Origin of the sequence: Chitinophaga qingshengii (assembly GCF_014529935.1) — a bacterium.
Lineage (GTDB): Bacteria > Bacteroidota > Bacteroidia > Chitinophagales > Chitinophagaceae > Chitinophaga > Chitinophaga qingshengii.
The window spans coordinates 877,476-897,716 of sequence record NZ_JACVFC010000003.1 but is presented as its reverse complement, the minus strand read 5'-3'; the positions used below and the strand labels follow the sequence as shown (position 1 = coordinate 897,716).

Genomic DNA, 20,241 nt, shown 5'->3' with positions numbered 1-20,241 from the left:
GGTCCGCTATTGGTTCAAAATAATGATAACTGGTCTCCGTTTTTGGGGGGCGCCGCTTTCCCGAATACCGTGCGTCCTCCATATTTCCAGGAGTCTTTTTTTTCCTGGGCTATTACCTTATCGAAATTAGCGTTAGGTTCAAAGTCTTTTTCTATTTGTTGAGCCATGACCGACAGTTTGCGGATGGCTTCCTGTTTGTCGGTATGACCAATCTTCGCTTTGTTGAGCGCATCCCGTAAGGTTTCGATGGTTTCGTCATATATGCGTGTGGGCACCGGGAAAGGGTGACCGTCTTTTCCTCCATGGGCGAACGAGAAACGTGCCGGATCTTCGAAACGCGAAGGAGTGCCATGTATGACTTCACTGACGAGCGTCAGTGATTGCAGGGTACGGGGACCTACACCTTCCAGCATGAGGAGGGATTCAAAATTTTCCGGGTGTACCTCATGTGCCAGTGCCAGGACGCTGCCCAGCCGTTTGAGGTTCACGTTTTCTGCGCGTACGTCATGATGGGAGGGCATCACCAGGTTGCGTATTTCGGGCAGCAGGTGCGCTGGTTTTTCTTCCAGCAGTTGGAGGATACCGGTTTTGGTGGCAGCCGCCTGAGTGTCTGTCAGGTTCAGGATGAGGCCCTGGTTGCGGCCATAGATAAACGTATGCGGCGCTTCGGTATAGGAGCTAAACGCGGATGAGTGCCAATGATAGCGGCGTGCCATGCTGCTGGCGTCGTTCATTCCTTGTTGTACCACGGCCCAATCGCCATCCAGGGAAAGTATAAAGGAGTGCAGGTATAACTGGAAACCATCCTGTATGGCAGTATTGTCTACTTTGGCGGTGAGTTTACTGCTGTGTACCAGTTGTTCGCCAGGCAGACCGGTTTTATCTGCGATACGCATCAGTTCAGCGGGTGTTTCCCGGCTGTGGCGGCCTTTTCCACCGCAAATATAAATACCCAGCTCGGAAGAACGGGGATTGATAGCTTTTTTCAGCGCTCCCATCACGCTGGTGGTGATGCCGGAAGAGTGCCAGTCCATGCCCAGCACACAGCCCAGGGCCTGAAACCAGCATGGATCGCTCAGCCGCCTTATCACTTCACTTTTACCGTAATCTGTCACAATAGCCTCTACGATAGCGCCACCCAGGAGTGCCATTCGTTTGGCCAGCCAGGGTGGTACGTGACCATAATGTAAAGGCATGTCTGCATAAGAAGGCATGTAATATCAGAGTGGATTTAATTGAACCTTAAATTCGGTGATAAATTTGTTCTGTAGCAAAAATTCATCTAATCGTTCCATTTTAGCACGGTTTCCACGGACTGTGTAACTGAGTTCTATCAGGTCCGCCTTGCGGACGATAAGCATCCTTTTATATTTTAAGCCAAAGGTGACAAGGATATGTTCTATATCTACCTGTGGAAATTTGTCTTCCTGAAAATAGATGACATAATACCTTTTATCATTGACTTCTGCAATACTCTTTTCAGTGAACTCCATCAGGATTAATACAATCAAAGCGCCTGCCAGTCCGCCTATGGCGAGCACATACTGACTCATGCCGACGGCCATTCCCAGGGCTGCGGCAATCCATATGGAGGCGGCGGTGGTGATCCCATCGATGGTATAATCATTTTTGAAGATGACGCCGGCGCCGATAAAACCTACGCCGGTGAGAATATTGGAGGCTACGCGATCGGGGCTGTTGGGGTAGCCCAGTTCGGCAGACAGGATGGTGAAGATAGCGCTGCTGACACAGATGAGGGTCATGGTGCGCATGCCGGCGGCTTTTCGTTTATACTCCCGCTCCAGTCCCAGTATAGCGCCTATCAGCAGGGCAACGCATACTTTCAGTATCTGGTCTTCCTGAATAACTTGTAATACATGTTTCATATTGAAGGGGGAAAATATGTTCCTGCAAATGTAAGGGTTGGCACAATTCTTTCCTGCTTGTTGTCGATTAAGACAATAAATACCTGCCATATGAAGCCTTTCATATATAAATTTTTTATGGTGACCTGTATTACAGGTGGGTTATGTATCCTGCTATTTGCCTGTAACAGCAGCAAGGAAGCTTCCAAAGAAGCAGATTCCGCTGCAGTATCCGTCCCTAAGGTAGACAGCACCAGTGTCATACCGGTGGACAGTGCCCTTACCAAACCAGATACGATGCGCCGGTAAGTTTTTAGCGGGTGAAGCTTCGTTTTATACCCTTGTAGCTGTTTACTTCACCCTTTAAAACAACGGATCATGAAGAAAGTATCGTATTTGTTGCTGGTAGCCGGCATTTCGGCCGCCATGCTGACGGCCTGTGGCAATGGTGCACAACACGAAAACCAGGATTCCATGAACCTGAACAACAGTGGCACTACTGACACGGCGGCCATCATACCAGACACCGCACCGGCGGCGCAAACGCCTCCGGGAGCCATTAATCCGGGCGAAGATTCAGCCCGCTTTGGAACCGGGGCCGGAGATTCCTCCAAAAATCCGGGGCATAAATCACAATAAGCCATCAGCCCGCGTTCATGCCTTACTACGGAATAAAATTGTTTTATCCGCAGTAAGGCATTTTTTTATACAATATCTTTGCAGGTATATCGTCCCCATTAACAAAGTATATATCCTAATGCAAAATGAAACCACTGCTGTCCCAGCACCCAAACCAAATCTGAAATGGACATCCCTGAAAAAGACCTTTCGCCTTTTCCGTTATGTAAGACCTTATTGGGGAGAATTTACCCTTGGTATGTTGTTCCTGCTGTTTTCCAGCCTGGCCGGACTGGCTTTCCCCAAGTTGCTGGGCAACCTGGTGGACCCCAAAAGCGCTATAGATCTGCTGCATGGCCTCAATAAAGCCGGCCTTATGCTGGTGGTGGTGCTGATAGCACAATCCGTTTTCTCGTTTATCCGCACTGTCTTATTTGTGAATGTGACGGAAAAAACGCTGGCAGCTCTCCGGCAGCATGTCTACAGTCACATGATCAAGCTGCCGATGCGCTTTTTCCTGGAAAGAAGGGTTGGCGAACTAAGCAGCCGTATTTCTTCCGACATCACCTTGTTACAGGACACTTTTACCACCACCCTGGCGGAATTCATCCGTCAGATGATCATCATCATCGGCGGTGTCATCATCCTGCTGATCACCTCCTGGAAACTCACGGCCTTTATGCTGGCTATTTTGCCCATCATGATGGTGGCGGCCGTATTCTTCGGCAAGTTTATACGCCGTTTCTCCAAACAGGTGCAGGAGCAGGTGGCTGCCGCCAATACGGTGGTAGAAGAAACCCTGCAGGGCATCCTCAATGTAAAGGCTTTTGCCAATGAACATTTTGAAATTGCCCGCTACCGTAAACGCACCAACGAAGCGGCCCGCATCGGCATGAAAAGCGGTAAATACCGTGGCGCGTTTTCTTCCTTTATCATATTGGGTATTTTCGGCGCCCTGGTGGCAGTGATCTGGAGAGGGGTGTCTATGGGTATGGGTACGCCGGAACTGTTGTCGTTTATCCTGTATTCGGTGTTTATCGGCGGTTCCATTGCGGGCCTGGCGGAAGTATATACCAGTCTGCAGAAAAGCATCGGCGCTACAGAGAACCTGCTCGAAATACTGGATGAACCGGAAGAAGCTATCACGCCGGTGGAACAGATTGCGCTGGCCGACCAGCTCGGCGGACAGATCTCCTTCCGTGATGTGTCGTTTCATTATCCTTCCCGGCCGGACCTGACCATCCTGCAGGATATCAGCTTTGAAGTGGAGGAAGACCAGAAAGTGGCACTGGTAGGGCCCAGCGGCGCCGGTAAAAGTACCATCGTGTCGTTACTGTTACGCCTCTACGAACCTACTGATGGCAATATCCTGTACGACGGCAAGGACGGAACTTCTATTCCCTTGTCGGTGCTGCGTTCCCAAATGGCCGTAGTACCGCAGGACGTATTCCTCTTCGGTGGTACGATCCGCGAAAATATTGCCTACGGTAAACCCGATGCTACAGAAGAAGAACTGGAAGCGGCAGCGCGTAAGGCCAATGCCTGGGAATTTATCCGGCATTTCCCGCTCGGACTGGACACGATCGTAGGAGAGAGAGGGATACAGCTATCAGGCGGACAACGGCAGCGTATCGCTATCGCCAGGGCGGTGCTTAAAAATCCCCGTATCCTCATCCTGGATGAAGCTACTTCCGCATTGGATTCTGAATCAGAAAGATTGGTACAGGACGCGCTGGACAAACTGATGGAAGGCCGTACTTCCATCGTTATTGCCCACCGGCTTTCTACGATCCGGCAGGCAGATAAAATTATCGTACTGGATAAAGGCCGCATCGTGGAAGTAGGTACCCATGCGGAACTGATCGAAGTGGACGGAGGGCTGTACCGCATGTTAAGTGAAATGCAGTTCAGCCATTAACGTTACATATAAGGTTTCATCTCTTCATCAATATCTTTCCGGAGGTCCATCAGCTTTTTGGCGTAGGTCTCCATACTGATCTCACTGGCCGTACGCGGTGTCCATTTGGGCACCGGTATGGTTTTGCCGTTGTCATCTACGGCTGCAAATACCATGACACAGTGGGTGGTTTTCTGCTTTTGCTGCTGCCTGGGATTGCCGGCGAAAACATCAATGGATATATGCATACTGGTATTGCCGGTATATATAATGGTCGCGGTAATCTCCACCAGGTCGCCGATAGCAATGGGCTTGAAGAAACGGATACCGCCTACATATACGGTCACGGCATATTGCCCGCTCCAGTTGGCCGCACAGGTATATCCTGCCTGGTCTATCCACTTCATCACAGAGCCTCCATGTACTTTGCCACCGAAGTTGACATCAGAGGGTTCCGCTAAAAAACGCAGGGTAATAGTGTGATAAATAGAGTCCATGTGGTGTTGTTTGTGGGTACTAATGTACTGAAGTTCACGCAAAGGCGCAAAGCAGCAAAGCGCGCAAATTTTTTTTTAAGATTACAAAGAAAGCAAAGGCGCGAAGATCAAATGCTGATCTTCGCGCCTTTGCTTTCTTTGCTGCTTTGCGTCTTTGCGTGAACTACTCGCCTTTGTCGCCGCCGCCCATATCGTTACCATTCTCCTTACCGGATTTATTGTTCTTCCGTTTAAACAGATTGTAGTCCATCTTTCCGAAGCGCCAGGTAGCATTGAGGCGTAGCTCACGCGTGAGGCGTTTGCGATAGTTCTCTGTTTCGGAGAATGCGGTAGTGGTATAACTGAGGTTACGGTCTGAGTTAAAGATATCGTTCAGCGTAAGGGAGATTGACAGTGCTTTATTTTTCAGCATATCTTTTTTGATACCCGCGTCTACTGAGTACTGTGGTTTACGTTCGCCTTGTGGAAGGATCTGGCGCGACTCGTATTCACCAGTCACCTGCAGGGTAAGGTTCCAGGGCAGCTTGGTATTGCTGTTGAGCTTACCGAACCAGGTAAAGCCCTGGTTGCTGAGGTTATCCCCCTGGTTGCTGGCACTGATTTTTGTCTGTGCCAGGTTCACATTGGCGGTCAGGTCCCAGTTTTTGGTCAGCTGACTTCTCACGGTAAATTCAGCGCCATAGGAATTGCGGGTGCTGGCATTGATGGGGTAAGACAATAATACCCTTTGCGATTGCCCGTTCAGGTTAAGGGTGGTATCTACATAAAAATCAGTAATGGCATTATCGGTGCTACGGTAGTACAACGACACGAGGATATTGTGTTTATGCGCGAAATCTTTCAGATAAGATAATTCAAATGAGTTGGTGAATTCAGGACGCAGATCAGGATTACCACGGCTGGCGGTTTGACCGCCGTAATCGATGGTAGGCAGCAGATCGCGGAACCAGGGGCGACGGATACGGCGGCTATAGTTGAGTTGTAACTCATGGTCCCCTTTGAATTTCTGAGACAGGAACACGCTGGGGAAAAAGTTGATCGGGTAGTTGATCTTATAGGATGCCATTTCTCCGAAACGCGTTTCACCGTTGTAGTTAGACTGTTCCGCACGTAAACCGGCCTGGTAGCCGAAGTCGCCGTGGGCGCCGGTATAACTTACATATCCTGCATTGATCTGCTCCTGGTAGTGATAGTTGTTGGACAAGGCAGAATCAATGACGAATGCACCACTGGGATAGTTCTGGCCGAAAGTATTGGTAAAGTTGTCAAACTTGCGGGTGTTGGTGCGCAGGCCCATTTCGATTTTTGACTTCTCATTAAAAGGACGTACATAATCTATCTGCCCGGTGATATAAGTTGTTTTACCTTCTCCGCTACCGTAGCGGTTTTGCGGCTTAATCGGGCTGTTGATAGTATCACCTTTCAGGTTATGGTATTGTAATGAATATTCGGAGGCGTTATCGCCGGTGGCGTAGTTGTAGGTAAAGTCGGCCGTCAGTTCTTCGCCTTCGCGGGCGAAGGTGTGCTTGTAACCCAGTTGGGTAGCGTAGTTGCGGAAACCGTTTTTAGTATTGTTGATACCTGTGCCATAACGGACCAGTTCCCGGTTGATGTCCATATCATTTTGGGTCTGGTCGTTATAACGGTTGAAATTACCGCCGGTAAGGCCTTCGGAGATGGTGATGGTATTACGGTTATCGATGAACCAGTCGAAACCCACGCGGCCGGTCTGGAAGTTACGGTAGAAAGTACCATCCTGCAGCTGGTCGCTGTAGTTAGTCGTATCAGCGAGTATATTTTTCCGGGAGATACGGCTGGTCATGGGGGATCTGCGGTTACGGGAACTGTAGTTAATGAAGAAGTTAAACTTCTCCTGCCGGAGATTAAAGTCGATGCCTGTGTTGGTACTGCCGAGCGACGTAACGCCGGCGCTGAGCTGGCCGTTGATGCCTGCTTTTTTATTTTTTTTGAGAACGATGTTTAAGATACCGCTCATGCCTTCTGCGTCGTATTTAGCGGAAGGGTTGGTGACTACTTCGATGTTGGCGATTGCATCTGCCGGAATCTGATCGAGTGTGAGGGTGGTAGGACGGCCATCTACAAAGATAGTAGGGGCGCCATTGCGCACGCTCACATTGCCGTCGATGTCCACATTCACAGAGGGTACCTGTTTCAGTACATCCGTTGCCGTGCCACCGATGCTGGCCAGGTTCTTTTCTACGTTAAACACTCTTTTGTCGATGGCCATGGTAAAGGCCGGTTTTTCTCCCACTACGTTGACGGCAGCGAGTGATTTTACATTAGGGTGAAGTTTAATGTTTCCGGCATCCAGGCTGGTACTTTTTGGGCTCAGCTGTACCGGTTTGAAGAAGGCTTCATAACCGATGAAGTTAATTTTCAGGATATATTTACCGATAGCGAGATTATCAAAATTAAAATCACCGTTTGGTTTGGATAACATACCGGTGAGCACGGAAGAGTCTGGGCGCAGGAGCGCTACAGAAGCATATTCTACCGGTTTGCCTGTTTGTGCATCCAGTAGTTTTCCGTAGATCGTTCCGGCAGTAGCAGCGGCATTTTTTGCACCGGGTTGCTGTGCTGTCAATGCAAGGTTAAACAAGAGCATCCATCCTGTCAATAGCAATACAACTTTTCTCATAATATCTTTTACTAGCGTCCAACAATTTATAGCGGGGGTAAATTTAGTTTTAATGCAGGAAGAAAATCACTTTTTTAGGATGAAAGGTGTGATAGAACCCTTTACAGTAACATGTTTTAACTTCAGAATCGAGCAGGATTCTTTGCAGGTAATGGTTTCACAAAGGGTGTGCCTGAAAATCCACGAATGTTAATTAGTGTTAAGCTCACGCAGAGGAGCATAAGACCTGCATTTTTTGGTAAGAGCGCTAAGAAAAAACAGGCAGTATCCGCTTCTTAGCGCTCTTACCAAAAAATGCAGGCCTTAAATTTTCTTTGCGAGAAAAAAAAGCGGGATAATTGTTTTATGATTTCGAAGATAACATATAGGTACGTATCTTTACAGCCAGCTGTTGCGTTATTTTAATTTTTTTATATGCATAAGGATTACCGACCGGACTGGGATATTTACACGTGCCATATTGAAGAAAGTCCAGCAGTAATAGGCCTTGACCTTGATCTGAGACGATTTGCACCATTGAAGGAAAAGCCGAATGCCATATATATTACGGTATACCTGAACAATCCGCGGGAAGACGGATTTCCACAAAATGATGAATTCGCCATTATGGGCGAGATAGAGGATGCTCTGGTAGAACAGCTAACAACCAAACTGGACGCGCATTTTGTGGGACGTACTTTTTCCAATGGCGTACGTGACTTCTATTTTTATACAGGCAATACATTACTGCATGATAAATTCATTGCAGATGCAATGATTAGTTTTCCGGACTACCGTTATGATTATGGTGTAAAGGAAGACAATAACTGGGAGCTTTATTTCGATTTCCTGTTTCCCGATGTTTACGAATTCCAGCGTATACAGAACAGGAAAGTATTGCGGATGCTCCGTCAGCATGGTGACATGTCTGACCGCGAACGTCCTATTGAGCATTGGATACATTTCCGGACGCAGGAAGATAAAACAGCCTATTGGGAACATATCCGGGAAAACGGCTTTGTCATAGCCCACGATATGGCCAATGACAATCCGGAGTTTCCGTTTAAATTATGTATATCGAGGTCTGACAAAGCCAGTGAAGCAACCATAGACAGTGTGGTCATGAGTCTCTGGGAGCTGGCACAGCAGGTCAATGCGGAATATGACGGCTGGGAAACCAGCATCGTAAAATAAAGGAAAAAAGCAGGGAAAGTTTCCCTGCTTTTTTATTTCCTGAGAAGACCGGATAACAGTGAAATGACGAACAGCACCAGGAAGATGTAGAACAGTATTTTGGCAATGGACGCGGCGCCTGCGGCAATCCCGCCAAAGCCGAAGAGGGCGGCTACAATGGCCACAATAAAGAATATTAAAGCCCAACGTAACATAGCAGAAGGTTTTAGGTGAACAATGAACTTTTCCTTTCTGTACTGCTTCATTCAATTATTATTCCGGCTCAGTACAATAATTGCATTAAGCGCAATACCATTTTTTTTTAATATACTTGTCACCTTCAATCAACCCTTGAGGACGGAACTAAAAATATTAGCTGCTATTGCTGTTACCTGCTGGCTCCTTTGCTGGTGCCAGACGACGTTTGCCCAGGAACCGCCGGTAGCGGACACGGTTGGTAAAAAAGGCAATAGCCTGATGAAAAAGATCGGCGAGTACCGTGATTCCCTGCGGAATAAAGACTACCGGCAGTCGTTTATCCGCCGTATTACCCGGCAGGATGTGGAAACCCCCGACCAGGATGCGGACAGTGTGATTACCAAAAGTGAGGCGTATTTTACCCCTTTTGTAGGTAAAGTGATCCGGAACATATACTACCGCAAGGTGAAAGTTTTCGGTCCGCGTAACATCAACGATACAACGTTTACCACCAGCATGAAGCTGATTCACCTGGCTAACAGGCTCCACTTTGATTCCAAAGAGTGGGTGGTTCGCCAGTCGCTGTTTTTCAGGGAAGGCTCCAGGCTGGACCCATACGAAATGGCCGACAACGAACGTTACCTGCGTAACAGGCCCTTCTTCTCCGACGCCCGTATCCATGTACGGAATGCTAATCCCGATTCCGATTCGGTAGACGTGGAGGTGATTACCAAAGATGTATTCGAGTATGGTGTGGACCTGTCGCAGTTCAGCGCTAAAGATATCAAGGCCCGGGTGTCCAATAATAACCTCCTGGGCGCCGGACAGGCGCTACAGCTGGGCTTTCAGTGGCGCAGCGATTATTCGCCTACCTGGAATACCGAGGCCCGCTATACGAAGTACAACGTGTTGGGTTCTTTTGTGGACGTGAGTGTCGGTTATTCTACCTTGTACAGTACTACCCCGGTGATGCCGCTGGATACCAATGTATACGAAGGTTCCTTATACATCAGCCTGAACCGGCCGCTATACCGCAACGCGGCCAAATGGGTTGGCGGGTTCACGGCGGCCAACAACTGGTCTATCAATATTCATGGTACTGAGCGCCAGACGCAGGACAGCCTCTTATACCGCGATTACCGTTATACCGTTCTCGATGGCTGGATAGGGTACAACTTCATCAACAACTACGAGCATAACGGCACCAGCAGCAGTAAGCCCAACTTCGCGGCCCTGTTTCGGCACTATAATCTCAACTTCTCCAAAACCCCCGACCAGGAGCAGTTTAAGATAGATCCGGTCTATAATGACCATCGTTTTTACCTGCTGGAACTGCAGATGTACCGGCTGGACTTCTTCAAGGCACACCAGTTCTTTGGTTTTGGCCGAACGGAGGATATCCCGCTGGGGTATAACCTGAAAGCCGCTACCGGCTGGGAAACCTGGAAAGACCGGCACCGTTGGTACACCGGTATCGAAGCCCAGAAGTTCTGGACCACACGGCGGCAGGGACTTTTTAATACCACCTTTGGCATCAGTACGTTCTGGCAAGGCAGCAGGATAGAAGATGCGGTTATCCACGGACGGGCGGAATATTATAGCCGGTTGTTTTCTATCCGCAAATCCCGCTTCCGCCAGTTTATTAACCTGGACTACCTGGAAAGCCCCAATCCATTTTTCTATAAACCGCTGAACATTAATAACGACGACGGTATCTGGGGATACCGTTATACCAAGCTGAATGGTTACCAGCGTCTGAATTTCGGGTCGGAAACCGTTTACTATAGCCCGCTGCGGTTCCTGGGATTCAAGTTTAATTTCTTTACTTCCCTGCAGGCGTCTATGATTACTGCCAAAAATGACAACCTGTTCAGCAACCCTGTTTACCTGGGTGTGGGCGGTGGTTTCAGAGTGAAGAATGAAAACCTGTCGCTCAATACCATCAAGGTGTCTGGGTATTATTATCCCAATGCACCGGCTTTTCAACCCAGGACCTTACTGGAAATTACTACTATCGTGGATTTCAGGTTTGATATTTCGGCGTTGAAAGCCCCTGCATTCCTGAGTTTTGATAATCGTTAACGGAAAAAATGAAGTGTATGGAATGGCAAAACAAACTAACCTCTTTGTTGGGTATACCATACCCATTCGTACAGGCGCCCATGTTAGGTATTACCACACCGGCCATGGTAGCGGCGGTGAGTAATGGCGGCGGACTGGGTTCCCTGCCGGTCGGCGGGCTGGCGCCTGAGCGGGTCGCCGCGCTGATACAGGAAGTGAAAGCGCTTACCTCCAAACCCTTTGCCGTCAATCTGTTTACTTACGAGATACCGCCTGCCGGCCAACCGGACACATTTGAGCCGATGCAACGGTTTCTGCAACAGCTGTATACCGCCAGCGACCTGACGGTGCCGCTGGTGGACTATGATGCCATAAAAATTTATTCCTATAAAGATCAGCTGCCGGTACTGTTATCCGCCGGCGTATCGCTGGTGAGTTTTACTTTCGGCATCCCCGATGCGGACAGCATCGCACAGTTGAAAGCGCGAGGTTGCCTGTTGCTGGGTACCGCTACTTCGGTGGAAGAAGCGGTAGCGTTGGAAACAGCCGGCTGCGACGCAGCGGTAGCCCAGGGTATAGAAGCCGGCGGTCATCGCGGCACTTTTTTACCTGGAGCCTTACCGCAGATAGGCACTATGGCGTTGGTACCACAGATAACAGACCGTATAAGTCTGCCCGTTATTGCCGCCGGCGGTATTGCCGACGGACGCACCGCAGCCGCAGCTTTCTGCCTGGGCGCCAGCGCCGTGCAATGTGGCAGCGTGCTGTTAAGGAGTCCGGAAAGCGCCGCTACTCCCCGTCACAAAGCGAAAGTAGGAGCGGTTACGGATATGGGTACACGCCTTACCCGCGCTTTCTCCGGACGCTGGGCCAGAGGAATCGGCAATACGCTTATGGACGCTGTGGAAGCATCCGGCCTGCCGCTGAATGTATATCCGCTGCAGGATGCGCTTACACAGGCGGTCCGTAAAGTCGCCAAAGAACTGGACGATCCTGCATTTATTGTGATGTATGCCGGTCAGGCAGCTCAGATGGCGAGGGAACTTCCGGCAGCGGAAATCATGGAGGAGATCAGAAAGGCGACGGAGAAAATATTGGATACCGGGGGAACCCAGGGCTAAAGCCCTGGGGGCTGGGAACCCGTATCAATAAACCCGTGTAAAAATACCCGGATAATCTTTCACCACCCCGTTCTCATCAACCGGCAGCTCCGCATGGAAGCCACTGTCGCCGTTTTCATACAGATACAGCCTGTCTTCCAGTTTGGTATAGTATTGCGGCAGTTTTTGCAGTTCAAATTCCGGTAACTTGATGTAGAGCATATGCAGCAGTTTCCTTTCACCGGGTTCAAAGTCCAGTCTGCGTATAGGGAGTGTATTGGTAAAAGGTGTCAGGGAAATATCGATGTCGGTGCAGTCGTCGAATGCTTCTATGTGATTCCCGTCTTTGTCGAACCAGTGTCCGTTCAGATCGGAGGTTAGTTTCAGCGCGGTGGGCTGAAGGCCGTCACGCTGAATATGAAAAGAGGATACTTTCCAGTCCGGGGTGATTTCAATATCATACCGGATAGAAAACGGTTGTCTTTCCGTATAGCCGTTGATGATACCGCTGGCCATGCTGTTGTGTTCCTGCTGCGTTACTGTCAAAAATTCCGTTGCAGGCCATTTGGTAGCCTGCCATACTATTGGTCCCATGAGTTATCTTTTTATGGTGGATGATTTAATTTTTCTGCTGCTTAAATAATAGTTTAGGTATATTGGTTATACCTGTCTTCTTTTAAAAATCCGATCAGGGTGATATTCCATTGATCCGCCATTCTTACGGCCATGCTGGAAGGCGCGCCGATGGCTGCTATCATGGGTATGCCCGCCATAGCGGCTTTCTGTATCAGTTCAAAACCTGCGCGGCCACTCAGCAGCAAAAGGCTTTGCTGCAACGGGAACTGTTGCGCCAGGGCAGCTCCGATGATTTTATCCACTGCGTTGTGCCGGCCAATATCTTCGCGTAGTAGCTGAATTTGTCCGTCGTCATCCACCAGTGCAGCGGCATGGAGCCCACCGGTATGCCGGAAAAGTGCTTGCTGGGCACGCAGCTGCTGTGGCAACTGTGATATCCAGGTACCAGGGGTACGCCGGGCGGATTGGTTAACGTTAACGCCTGTATGAATATTTTCGATGGATGATTTACCACACATACCGCAGGCGGCAGTCGCCTGGAAATGGCGCTGGCTTTTATCCAGAAAAGGGATGATCTGTTCTTTGAGCGATACGGTAGCCAGGCTGCCATCAGGTGTTTCGGCCAGCACCACTTGTTTAATGGCGTCCGGGCCAGGGATGATACCTTCGGTGAACAGGAACCCGGTAGCCAATTCGGCATCTTGCCCTGGGGTACGCATGGTAACAGCGATATTCTGTTGGCGGCGATTATGGGTAGGACCATGTTCCAGCCTTATTTCCAGCGGTTCTTCCGCAGCCAGTACGTCTTCTGTGTCTGTAATTCCGGCGGCAGTTACTTTTTTGATACGGGTATGCACTACGGGATTCGTCATAGTTAAAATTACACTTTCACGATCATCTTACCGCTGTTTTTACCGGAAAATAATCCCAGCAGGGCGGTGGGCAGTTGGTCAAATCCTTCTATAACGGTCTCGGCATACTTTATTTTACCGGCGCGTATCCATTCGCCCAGCTGCTGCATGCCTTCGCCATAGCGCGGGGCATAGTTGCCGATAGTAAATCCCTGCATCAGCACGCTGAATTTGATCAGCGTGGGTTGTACTCGCGGCCCCATGGGGACTTCTGTGCTATTGTATAAGGCGATCTGTCCGCATACCGGTATCCGGGCAAAGAAATTAAGGTGCTGCATAACGGCATCGGAAATTTCGCCGCCTACGTTATCAAAGTAGATGTCCACGCCATTAGGGCAGGCAGCGGCAATGGCCTCGTCCAGGTGTTTATTGTCTTTGTAGTTGATAGCCGCATCGAAGTTAAACTCGCCGGTCAGCATTTTTACCTTTTCTTCGCCGCCGGCGATACCTACTACGCGGCATCCCTGTAACCTGGCTATCTGGCCTGCTACCAATCCCACCGCGCCCGCTGCGCCGGAAATCACCACCGTTTCGCCGGCCTTGGGTTTGCCGATGTCCATCAGTCCGAAATAGGCGGTAAGGCCTGGCATACCCAGCACGCCGAGGTAGTAGGAGGGAGAAATACTGCCGTCTATTTTACGGAGATGATCGCCGGGAAAAAGGATACCAGTGGCCCAGGGGAAGAAATTACGGCCACCACCCGGCATTACCAGGTCGCCGGCAGTAAAGCGGGGGTCTTTACTTTCTACAACAGTAGCCACACCACCACTTTCTATCGGTTCCCGGACCCTGAAAGGAGGGATATAGGAGCGGGCATCGCTCATCCGGCCGCGCATGTAGGGATCTACAGAAAAGTAAAGCGGCTGCAGCAGTACTTCTCCATTGGCAGGCGCCGGCAATTCAGTTGTAACGGTTTTAAAGGTATCAGCGGTGGGTAATCCCTCCGGCCGTTCGTTCAGTAAGATCTGTTGTATTTTCATGAAAACTGGTTTATAGGTATATTCTCTTTAACGGGGAAAAACAACTTTTGTTTAATGATGGATGGTTCTATAGACCCACTGCTGGGAATTATCCGGTAATAATGTATTTTAGGGCCGTAATTAACCACTAAACCCTAACTGTCTATGCGTTTGGATGATGAAAGATTAAGCGACAATGTCGAGAAACGTTCCGGTGGCGGAACGCGGAAACTGATTGGCGGCGGTATTGGCGGCGTCATCGTTATAGTGCTCGCGCTGTTGTTTAAACAAGACCCCAACCAGGTAAACCAGGTACTGCAACAGGTGCAGGGACCCGGTGGCTCCGAAAAAGTGGAGAAGCTTACCAAAGAAAATGCTTCTGCTATTGAATTGTTTTCCTCCAAGGTATTGGCCAGTACAGAAGATGTATGGACTGCCGAATTTCAACAGCTCCGTATGCAGTATGAACCGCCTAAAATGGCATTGTTTGAAGATGCTACCACATCCGGTTGCGGTGCTGCCGAATCAGCCATGGGACCATTCTATTGCCCGGCTGACCAGAAAGTGTACCTGGACGTGTCTTTCTTCAAAGAGCTGGAAGACCGTTTCGGTGTAAAAGGCGACTTTGCCAAAGCCTATGTGATTGCCCATGAAGTAGGGCACCATGTACAAAATCTGCTGGGTATCAGCCGGCAGGTACAGGCTATGAGAAGCAGACTGAGCGAAACGGAATATAATAAACTCTCTGTAAAACTGGAATTACAGGCCGACTTCCTCGCCGGATTATGGGCTAACCATGCACAGCAAATGCGTAACATCCTGGAGAGGGGAGACATTGAATCCGGACTGAGTGCTGCCAGCGCCGTAGGCGATGATAAGCTGCAGCAGGCTGCCACCGGACGCGTAGTACCGGATGCCTTTACACATGGTACATCTGAGCAACGAATGTTCTGGTTTAAAAAAGGTTACGATACGGGCGATCTGTCACAGGGAGACACCGGTATCGGGCTGGGACAAGCCAGATAATTTAGTTATTTTTTTATTTGGATATTTTGATATTTAACTATCAAAATATCCAAATAAAAAAGCCAGCAGCCAAATGAGAAGCCCCACTTACCAAGTCCCTCCAAAATATAGACACCCCAATAACCAAATTTCAAAATATCAAAATAATTCCAGCATCTCTTTTGCCAGCATGATCATCTTTTCATCACCGGTATATTTTCCTTTTTCATCCGATAGTTTTACCACCGGCGTCCAGCGGGGAGCGTCTTCCGGCCGGGCTTCATACATTTTCACCACAATATTCAGCGGTGTCAGGCCCACGTCGTTGGTGAAGTTGGTACCAATGCCAAACGACATCCCTATTTTCCCCCGGCAGTGGGCGGCAATGGTGGCTACTTTGTCATAGTCCAGGCCATCAGAGAAAATAATGGTTTTAGACAAGGGATTGATGCCTTTCTCCTGGTAATGCAGGATGGTGCTGTCTGCAAACTGCAGCGGGTCGCCACTATCGTGCCGGACACCGTCAAACAGCTTGGCGAACTTTTTATCGAACTGCTCAAAGAAAACAGGGGTGGTATAGGTATCGGACAGCGCAATACCGAGGTCGCCACGGTATACCTGTACCCAATGCTCCAGCCCCAGCATATTGGCCATTTTAAAGCCGTATTTGGCGGCATGGAACATAAACCACTCATGGGCATGGGTACCCACCGGTTTAATGCCGTTGCGCATAGCCAGGTGCACGTTACTGGTGCCGATGAAGGTTTTTTCTCCATACTGCCGGAGGGTTTGTACCACCAGTTTCTGTACGGCAAGGGAGTGCCGGCGCCGGGTGCCAAAATCGGCGATGGTAATATGGAGGTCTTTGTAACGTTCTATTTTGGCACGGGTAATCGCTATCACTTCTTCATCCGGTACCCGTTGCTGGCCGGTGGCTTCGTAATACAGTTCACATATCAGCGACATAAGCGGTACTTCCCAAAGGATGGTCCGGTACCAGTAGCCGTCGGCATGTACTTCCAGGGCTTCGCCATGCTGGGTAATATGTATCTCCGCAGGATCATACCGGTAACCCTGCAGAAAATCCAGGTAGGTTGGGTCCAGGTAGGGGCAGGTAACTGCCAGGAAGTCCTTTTCTTCCTGGCTTAGCTGCAGATAACGCATGTCGTCTACAGCCTGCCGCAATAGCTTGTCGAATCCGGGAGGAAAAGCATGGTGGCCACGGTTGATGAATTTATAACGGGCACGGGCCTTCGGAAACAGTTTTATCACGCAGTGCTGCATGGTAAACTTGTAGAAGTCGTTGTCGAGAATGGAATTTAGCTTCATGACCGGCTATTTGTGTGACAATAATATTGTATTTTTACGCTCTTAATCATATCCAATTTAATATGAAACAGTACAAAGTAAAGTTTGCCCTTAACCCGGAAGAAACCGTTTTGTTCAAAGTAGACGGATCTTACCTCAAAAGCAAATGGGTTGCAAAACCCGGCGCCCTGTGCCTCACCAATGAAAGGATTGTCATCGAAGGTAAATCAACCACCGCATTTTTATTGTTTGGTGTGATAGGCTGGTTGCTCACCCGTAAAAAGGTCCTCAAGGAATTTGCCCTGAATGATATTACCAATTTCAGCAGAGGCAAACAAGGCTTTAATAAAAAGGTAGCCGTATTTGAACTGTTCGACGGTTCTACTGTACGGATGGCGATCACCGGTAAATGGGAGATCTTTGACGCTGCTTACCAGAAAGCAATGATCGATGTAAAACCACTCTTCTCGGTAAAATAGCCTTATAATTTCGAACCACAGAATTTACAATAGTCCGCATTGGCATCGTGTCCTTCACGCATACAATGCGGACATACTCTCAAGTCCACATCTTCCTTGTCCTTCAGTCTGCTCATTTCCACCGTCACAATCCCTGTTGGCACCGCAATAATAGCATAGCCCATAATCATGATCAATGCAGAGAAGGCCTGTCCCAAAGGCGTTACAGGCGCGATGTCGCCATAACCGACCGTTGTGAGGGTTACCACCGCCCAATAAACGCTCACGGGTATACTGGTGAATCCGGAGTTATGCGCTGATTCTATCACATACATCAGCGATCCCAATACGACTGTCAGCAATAAAATAAAAAAGAGAAAAACGGCAATCTTGCGCCGGCTGTGTTCCAGTGCCAGCGCCAGTTGTTTACTTTCGTTGAGGAAGGGCACCAGTTTAAAGATCCTGAAAATACGCATCAGACGCAGTATGCGGATGGTGAGCAGGAAATGCGCACCCCCGAAAATAAATTCTACATAGGTAGGTAATATACAGAGCAGGTCTATCAGCCCGTAAAAGCTGGTAATATAGGCTTTAGGGCGGTAACTGCACCAGACCCGGAACAGGTATTCCAGGGTAAACACGATGGTAAATGCCCATTCCAGCAGGGTAAACAGCCGTTCATACCGCTGTTGCATACTGGCCACGCTCTCCATCATCACAACAATCACGCTGAGGAGAATGGCGGCCAGCAAGATAATGTCGAACAGCCGGCCGGCAGGAGTGTCTGCCTCAAAAATGATATTGTGCCAGCGTTGCTGAAAGGGGGTTAATGTTCTCCGGTCCTGTTTTGCCATCAGTTATTGTTATGTTGAATCAACAATTATAAGGGAATTTATGTTTATCCTCCGCCATCCCGCAAAAACCATGTCAGACAAAATAGTCAAATAGTATATCCGTTCCCGTATATCAGACGTAGCCAATAGTTCCTTATCTTAGCTTTATGCTTACAGAAATATTAATCAACTTATTTGAACGGGACCTGAGTAAACTGGAAGATGAAATAGCTGCTTATGAAAACGAGGCGGCCATCTGGCAGGTAAGGGAGGGTATTAAAAATTCAGCCGGTAATTTGTGTCTGCACCTGTGTGGTAACCTGCAGCACTTTATTGGCGCTATATTAGGTAAGACGGGCTATGTACGCGACCGCGACCGCGAGTTCAGTGATAAGCATGTACCGCGGCAGGACCTGCTGGCGCTGGTGAGTGTTACCCGTCGTACGGTATTGACCGTTATCGTGGGTCTTTCTCCCGAGAGCTTATCACAGCCATTTCCGGAAAAAGTCCTGGGAGAGATGTCTACCGATAAATTCCTCGTGCATTTATACGGGCATCTGAATTATCACCTGGGACAGATCAACTACCATCGCCGGTTAATCCAATAATTATATGTTGCAGCCTTCGTTTGCGCAGCGGTTGCTGCAGGTGTACCAGCAATTAAAAATGCTGATATGGCCTTTTATTGGCCTCGTTACGATCGTGTTTATTTTCCGCAGTATTTACAGCCGGGAAGAGGTGTATTTCTATGTAAACCGCCTACACACCAGCTGGGGGGACTGGCTGTTCCCGCATATCACGGAGCTGGGCAGTACAGCAGCCTGTGTGGTGCTGACGGTATGGTTGTTTTTCATCAACCGGCAACAGAGTATTGTATTGGCCGCAGCATACCTGTTTAACTCCATGGTTAATTTTGCGTTGAAGTTCATGATCGCATTTCCGAGGCCCCGCCGTTATTTTATTGAGCGGTTGTATGATATTTATTTTGTGCCTGGTGTAACGGTACTCGATAATTTCAGGAGTTTCCCTTCCGGGCATAGCGTATGTGCTTTTACGGCAGCAACGGTGTTGTCGTATTATGTCAAAAACAAGTATTGGTCATGGGTGTTCCTGTTATTGGCGGCTTTAGTGGCTTATTCCAGGATGTATATGAGCCAGCATTTTCTGGAAGATGTGACGGCGGGTGCTACGGAAGCGGTGCTGCTCACTACCTTGCTGATTACGCTGATCAAAGATAAAGTGCCGGCCAAATAACTATTGTTCCAGCATCAGTATCTGGTAAAGCAGGCCTGGTTTCAGTTCTGCGTTGTCTATCCAACCCATATGTGGTGCTGATGGCTGCGTGTGCGGGTAACAAAGCGGTGCAGGCGTATAACGCGCCCAGATAATTTCATAGCCAATATAGATAGGAGATTTTCCGTCCTGTACATTGTCAACATGTCCCAGCGTCCGTTCAGTGCCGGGAGCGAGGTTTTCCATGACCCGGATGCTGGTGGTGGTGCCTACCGGTGTGCTAACAATTTGCCGGATAGCTACCGTCACAAAACGGTCCGTTGAGGCGTTGCGGATATTGCGCAGGTACCTGGTAACGGTGAAAGTGCTGTTGGTGATACCGGTGATGAGTACCGCTGCGATAGCGTTCTCACCTTCGGGTGGCACCGGAAGTGCCGATATCGCTGCAGATACAGTCGTACGGGCTTTATAGATGGCATAAGCCACCATACCGGCAAACACGAAAGTGAGGGTCAGGACAATGTACATAAATGGGTCTGGGTTTATTCGCAGTATGGTATCAAATATACTACTACCAGATTCTCCAAATGTAAATACGATGTTAATGTATCGGGATTTGATAATATTATTTTCTTAATAATAGGTGTAGAATTAACGCTTCTACTTTTTTAACGGGATTAACAATTGACTCACAAAATAAACAAACAGAAACCCCCAATTTTGCCTGACGTTTTTTTAGGGTGTTTGTAACCTTGTGCTGTCTTTAGTTTGATGTAAATGTCTGTATTTGCCCCTGTTTTTATGAATGTTTGTCGTTAACGCTTCCGGATAAACGGAATCTACGCTACATGCGTGCCTGTAACCGGCTTGCGCCGGGAGAAGCCGCGCTGTTGCCGTTAAATTATCTGTTG

The 20,241-nt window shown here is 48.8% G+C and carries 21 protein-coding genes; 10 read left to right on the top strand and 11 right to left on the bottom strand.

What is annotated here, in order from left to right:
• Positions 1-14: 14 nt before the first annotated feature.
• Positions 15-1,214 (bottom strand): DUF763 domain-containing protein, encoded by a 1,200-nt coding sequence (locus tag ICL07_RS23430; protein WP_188090472.1) that lies wholly within the window; start codon positions 1,212-1,214, stop codon positions 15-17.
• A 6-nt stretch (positions 1,215-1,220) separates the two neighbouring features.
• Complete coding sequence (locus ICL07_RS23425) at positions 1,221-1,886, bottom strand: MgtC/SapB family protein (protein ID WP_188090471.1); 666 nt, start codon at positions 1,884-1,886, stop codon at positions 1,221-1,223.
• Positions 1,887-1,976: 90 nt separating this feature from the next.
• On the opposite strand from ICL07_RS23425, the gene ICL07_RS23420 reads away from it, so the two are divergent.
• From ICL07_RS23420 to ICL07_RS23410, 3 genes are all read left to right on the top strand, one after another.
• Complete coding sequence (locus tag ICL07_RS23420) at positions 1,977-2,174, top strand: hypothetical protein (protein WP_188090470.1); 198 nt, start codon at positions 1,977-1,979, stop codon at positions 2,172-2,174.
• 69 nt (positions 2,175-2,243) lie between these two features.
• Positions 2,244-2,504, top strand: a complete 261-nt coding sequence (locus ICL07_RS23415) for a hypothetical protein (protein ID WP_188090469.1) — start codon at positions 2,244-2,246, stop codon at positions 2,502-2,504.
• Positions 2,505-2,622: 118 nt separating this feature from the next.
• Entirely contained in the window at positions 2,623-4,401 is a 1,779-nt protein-coding gene (locus ICL07_RS23410; RefSeq protein WP_188090468.1) for an ABC transporter ATP-binding protein, read from the top strand.
• A gap of 2 nt (positions 4,402-4,403) precedes the next feature.
• On the opposite strand, the gene ICL07_RS23405 is transcribed toward ICL07_RS23410, so the two are convergent.
• Both ICL07_RS23405 and ICL07_RS23400 read right to left on the bottom strand, forming a co-directional pair.
• A complete protein-coding gene (locus ICL07_RS23405) occupies positions 4,404-4,877 on the bottom strand; it encodes an acyl-CoA thioesterase (protein ID WP_188090467.1) in 474 nt (157 codons plus the stop codon).
• 163 nt (positions 4,878-5,040) lie between these two features.
• Complete coding sequence (locus ICL07_RS23400) at positions 5,041-7,536, bottom strand: TonB-dependent receptor (protein WP_188090466.1); 2,496 nt, start codon at positions 7,534-7,536, stop codon at positions 5,041-5,043.
• 414 nt (positions 7,537-7,950) lie between these two features.
• Between ICL07_RS23400 and ICL07_RS23395 the strand changes: the two genes are divergently transcribed.
• Positions 7,951-8,709 (top strand): DUF695 domain-containing protein, encoded by a 759-nt coding sequence (locus ICL07_RS23395; RefSeq protein WP_188090465.1) that lies wholly within the window; start codon positions 7,951-7,953, stop codon positions 8,707-8,709.
• A gap of 32 nt (positions 8,710-8,741) precedes the next feature.
• Here the strand turns inward: ICL07_RS23395 and ICL07_RS23390 are convergent, their stop codons facing one another.
• Positions 8,742-8,903 carry a DUF1328 domain-containing protein gene (locus ICL07_RS23390; protein WP_188090464.1) on the bottom strand — a complete coding sequence of 54 codons (162 nt, stop codon included), beginning with the start codon at positions 8,901-8,903 and terminating at the stop codon, positions 8,742-8,744.
• Positions 8,904-9,039: 136 nt separating this feature from the next.
• Between ICL07_RS23390 and ICL07_RS23385 the strand changes: the two genes are divergently transcribed.
• A complete protein-coding gene (locus tag ICL07_RS23385; protein WP_188090463.1) occupies positions 9,040-10,968 on the top strand; it encodes a BamA/TamA family outer membrane protein in 1,929 nt (642 codons plus the stop codon).
• A gap of 17 nt (positions 10,969-10,985) precedes the next feature.
• Entirely contained in the window at positions 10,986-12,068 is a 1,083-nt protein-coding gene (locus ICL07_RS23380) for an NAD(P)H-dependent flavin oxidoreductase (protein ID WP_188090462.1), read from the top strand.
• 24 nt (positions 12,069-12,092) lie between these two features.
• Here ICL07_RS23380 and ICL07_RS23375 read toward each other — a convergent pair whose 3' ends face one another.
• Genes ICL07_RS23375 through ICL07_RS23365 form a run of 3 tightly spaced genes read right to left on the bottom strand, consistent with a single transcriptional unit; the run spans position 12,093 to position 14,514 of the window.
• Positions 12,093-12,641, bottom strand: a complete 549-nt coding sequence (locus ICL07_RS23375; protein WP_188090461.1) for a putative glycolipid-binding domain-containing protein — start codon at positions 12,639-12,641, stop codon at positions 12,093-12,095.
• A gap of 53 nt (positions 12,642-12,694) precedes the next feature.
• A complete protein-coding gene (fdhD, locus tag ICL07_RS23370) occupies positions 12,695-13,495 on the bottom strand; it encodes a formate dehydrogenase accessory sulfurtransferase FdhD (RefSeq protein WP_188090460.1) in 801 nt (266 codons plus the stop codon).
• Between the two features lie 8 nt (positions 13,496-13,503).
• Positions 13,504-14,514, bottom strand: coding sequence for an NADP-dependent oxidoreductase (locus ICL07_RS23365; protein WP_188090459.1), 1,011 nt, complete (start codon positions 14,512-14,514; stop codon positions 13,504-13,506).
• Positions 14,515-14,658: 144 nt separating this feature from the next.
• Between ICL07_RS23365 and ypfJ the strand changes: the two genes are divergently transcribed.
• Positions 14,659-15,519: a KPN_02809 family neutral zinc metallopeptidase gene (gene ypfJ / locus ICL07_RS23360; RefSeq protein ID WP_188090458.1), complete on the top strand. Its 861-nt coding sequence runs from the start codon at positions 14,659-14,661 to the stop codon at positions 15,517-15,519.
• Between the two features lie 138 nt (positions 15,520-15,657).
• Here the strand turns inward: ypfJ and pncB are convergent, their stop codons facing one another.
• On the bottom strand, positions 15,658-16,827 hold the full coding sequence (gene pncB / locus ICL07_RS23355; protein WP_188090457.1) for a nicotinate phosphoribosyltransferase: 1,170 nt from the start codon (positions 16,825-16,827) through the stop codon (positions 15,658-15,660).
• 62 nt (positions 16,828-16,889) lie between these two features.
• Between pncB and ICL07_RS23350 the strand changes: the two genes are divergently transcribed.
• A complete protein-coding gene (locus tag ICL07_RS23350) occupies positions 16,890-17,285 on the top strand; it encodes a hypothetical protein (RefSeq protein ID WP_188090456.1) in 396 nt (131 codons plus the stop codon).
• A 2-nt stretch (positions 17,286-17,287) separates the two neighbouring features.
• Here the strand turns inward: ICL07_RS23350 and ICL07_RS23345 are convergent, their stop codons facing one another.
• Entirely contained in the window at positions 17,288-18,118 is an 831-nt protein-coding gene (locus ICL07_RS23345) for an ion transporter (protein WP_188090455.1), read from the bottom strand.
• Positions 18,119-18,264: 146 nt separating this feature from the next.
• Here ICL07_RS23345 and ICL07_RS23340 point away from each other — a divergent pair, with 146 nt between their 5' ends.
• Together ICL07_RS23340 and ICL07_RS23335 are read left to right on the top strand one after the other, a co-directional pair.
• Complete coding sequence (locus ICL07_RS23340) at positions 18,265-18,705, top strand: DinB family protein (RefSeq protein ID WP_188090454.1); 441 nt, start codon at positions 18,265-18,267, stop codon at positions 18,703-18,705.
• Between the two features lie 4 nt (positions 18,706-18,709).
• A complete protein-coding gene (locus tag ICL07_RS23335; RefSeq protein ID WP_188090453.1) occupies positions 18,710-19,351 on the top strand; it encodes a phosphatase PAP2 family protein in 642 nt (213 codons plus the stop codon).
• Here the strand turns inward: ICL07_RS23335 and ICL07_RS23330 are convergent, their stop codons facing one another.
• Positions 19,352-19,858, bottom strand: a complete 507-nt coding sequence (locus ICL07_RS23330; RefSeq protein ID WP_188090452.1) for a hypothetical protein — start codon at positions 19,856-19,858, stop codon at positions 19,352-19,354.
• Between the last annotated feature and the right edge of the window lie 383 nt (positions 19,859-20,241).

Coding starts and splice junctions, on each gene's coding strand:
- ICL07_RS23425 (WP_188090471.1), bottom strand. CDS start 1,886: ATGAAACATGTATTACAAGTTATTCAGGAAGACCAGATACTGAAAGTA.
- ICL07_RS23365 (WP_188090459.1), bottom strand. CDS start 14,514: ATGAAAATACAACAGATCTTACTGAACGAACGGCCGGAGGGATTACCC.
- ypfJ (WP_188090458.1), top strand. CDS start 14,659: ATGCGTTTGGATGATGAAAGATTAAGCGACAATGTCGAGAAACGTTCC.
- pncB (WP_188090457.1), bottom strand. CDS start 16,827: ATGAAGCTAAATTCCATTCTCGACAACGACTTCTACAAGTTTACCATG.
- ICL07_RS23420 (WP_188090470.1), top strand. CDS start 1,977: ATGAAGCCTTTCATATATAAATTTTTTATGGTGACCTGTATTACAGGT.
- ICL07_RS23335 (WP_188090453.1), top strand. CDS start 18,710: ATGTTGCAGCCTTCGTTTGCGCAGCGGTTGCTGCAGGTGTACCAGCAA.
- ICL07_RS23375 (WP_188090461.1), bottom strand. CDS start 12,641: ATGGGACCAATAGTATGGCAGGCTACCAAATGGCCTGCAACGGAATTT.
- ICL07_RS23390 (WP_188090464.1), bottom strand. CDS start 8,903: ATGTTACGTTGGGCTTTAATATTCTTTATTGTGGCCATTGTAGCCGCC.
- ICL07_RS23405 (WP_188090467.1), bottom strand. CDS start 4,877: ATGGACTCTATTTATCACACTATTACCCTGCGTTTTTTAGCGGAACCC.
- ICL07_RS23430 (WP_188090472.1), bottom strand. CDS start 1,214: ATGCCTTCTTATGCAGACATGCCTTTACATTATGGTCACGTACCACCC.
- ICL07_RS23395 (WP_188090465.1), top strand. CDS start 7,951: ATGCATAAGGATTACCGACCGGACTGGGATATTTACACGTGCCATATT.
- fdhD (WP_188090460.1), bottom strand. CDS start 13,495: ATGACGAATCCCGTAGTGCATACCCGTATCAAAAAAGTAACTGCCGCC.
- ICL07_RS23330 (WP_188090452.1), bottom strand. CDS start 19,858: ATGTACATTGTCCTGACCCTCACTTTCGTGTTTGCCGGTATGGTGGCT.
- ICL07_RS23340 (WP_188090454.1), top strand. CDS start 18,265: ATGCTTACAGAAATATTAATCAACTTATTTGAACGGGACCTGAGTAAA.
- ICL07_RS23380 (WP_188090462.1), top strand. CDS start 10,986: ATGGAATGGCAAAACAAACTAACCTCTTTGTTGGGTATACCATACCCA.
- ICL07_RS23400 (WP_188090466.1), bottom strand. CDS start 7,536: ATGAGAAAAGTTGTATTGCTATTGACAGGATGGATGCTCTTGTTTAAC.
- ICL07_RS23415 (WP_188090469.1), top strand. CDS start 2,244: ATGAAGAAAGTATCGTATTTGTTGCTGGTAGCCGGCATTTCGGCCGCC.
- ICL07_RS23350 (WP_188090456.1), top strand. CDS start 16,890: ATGAAACAGTACAAAGTAAAGTTTGCCCTTAACCCGGAAGAAACCGTT.
- ICL07_RS23410 (WP_188090468.1), top strand. CDS start 2,623: ATGCAAAATGAAACCACTGCTGTCCCAGCACCCAAACCAAATCTGAAA.
- ICL07_RS23345 (WP_188090455.1), bottom strand. CDS start 18,118: ATGGCAAAACAGGACCGGAGAACATTAACCCCCTTTCAGCAACGCTGG.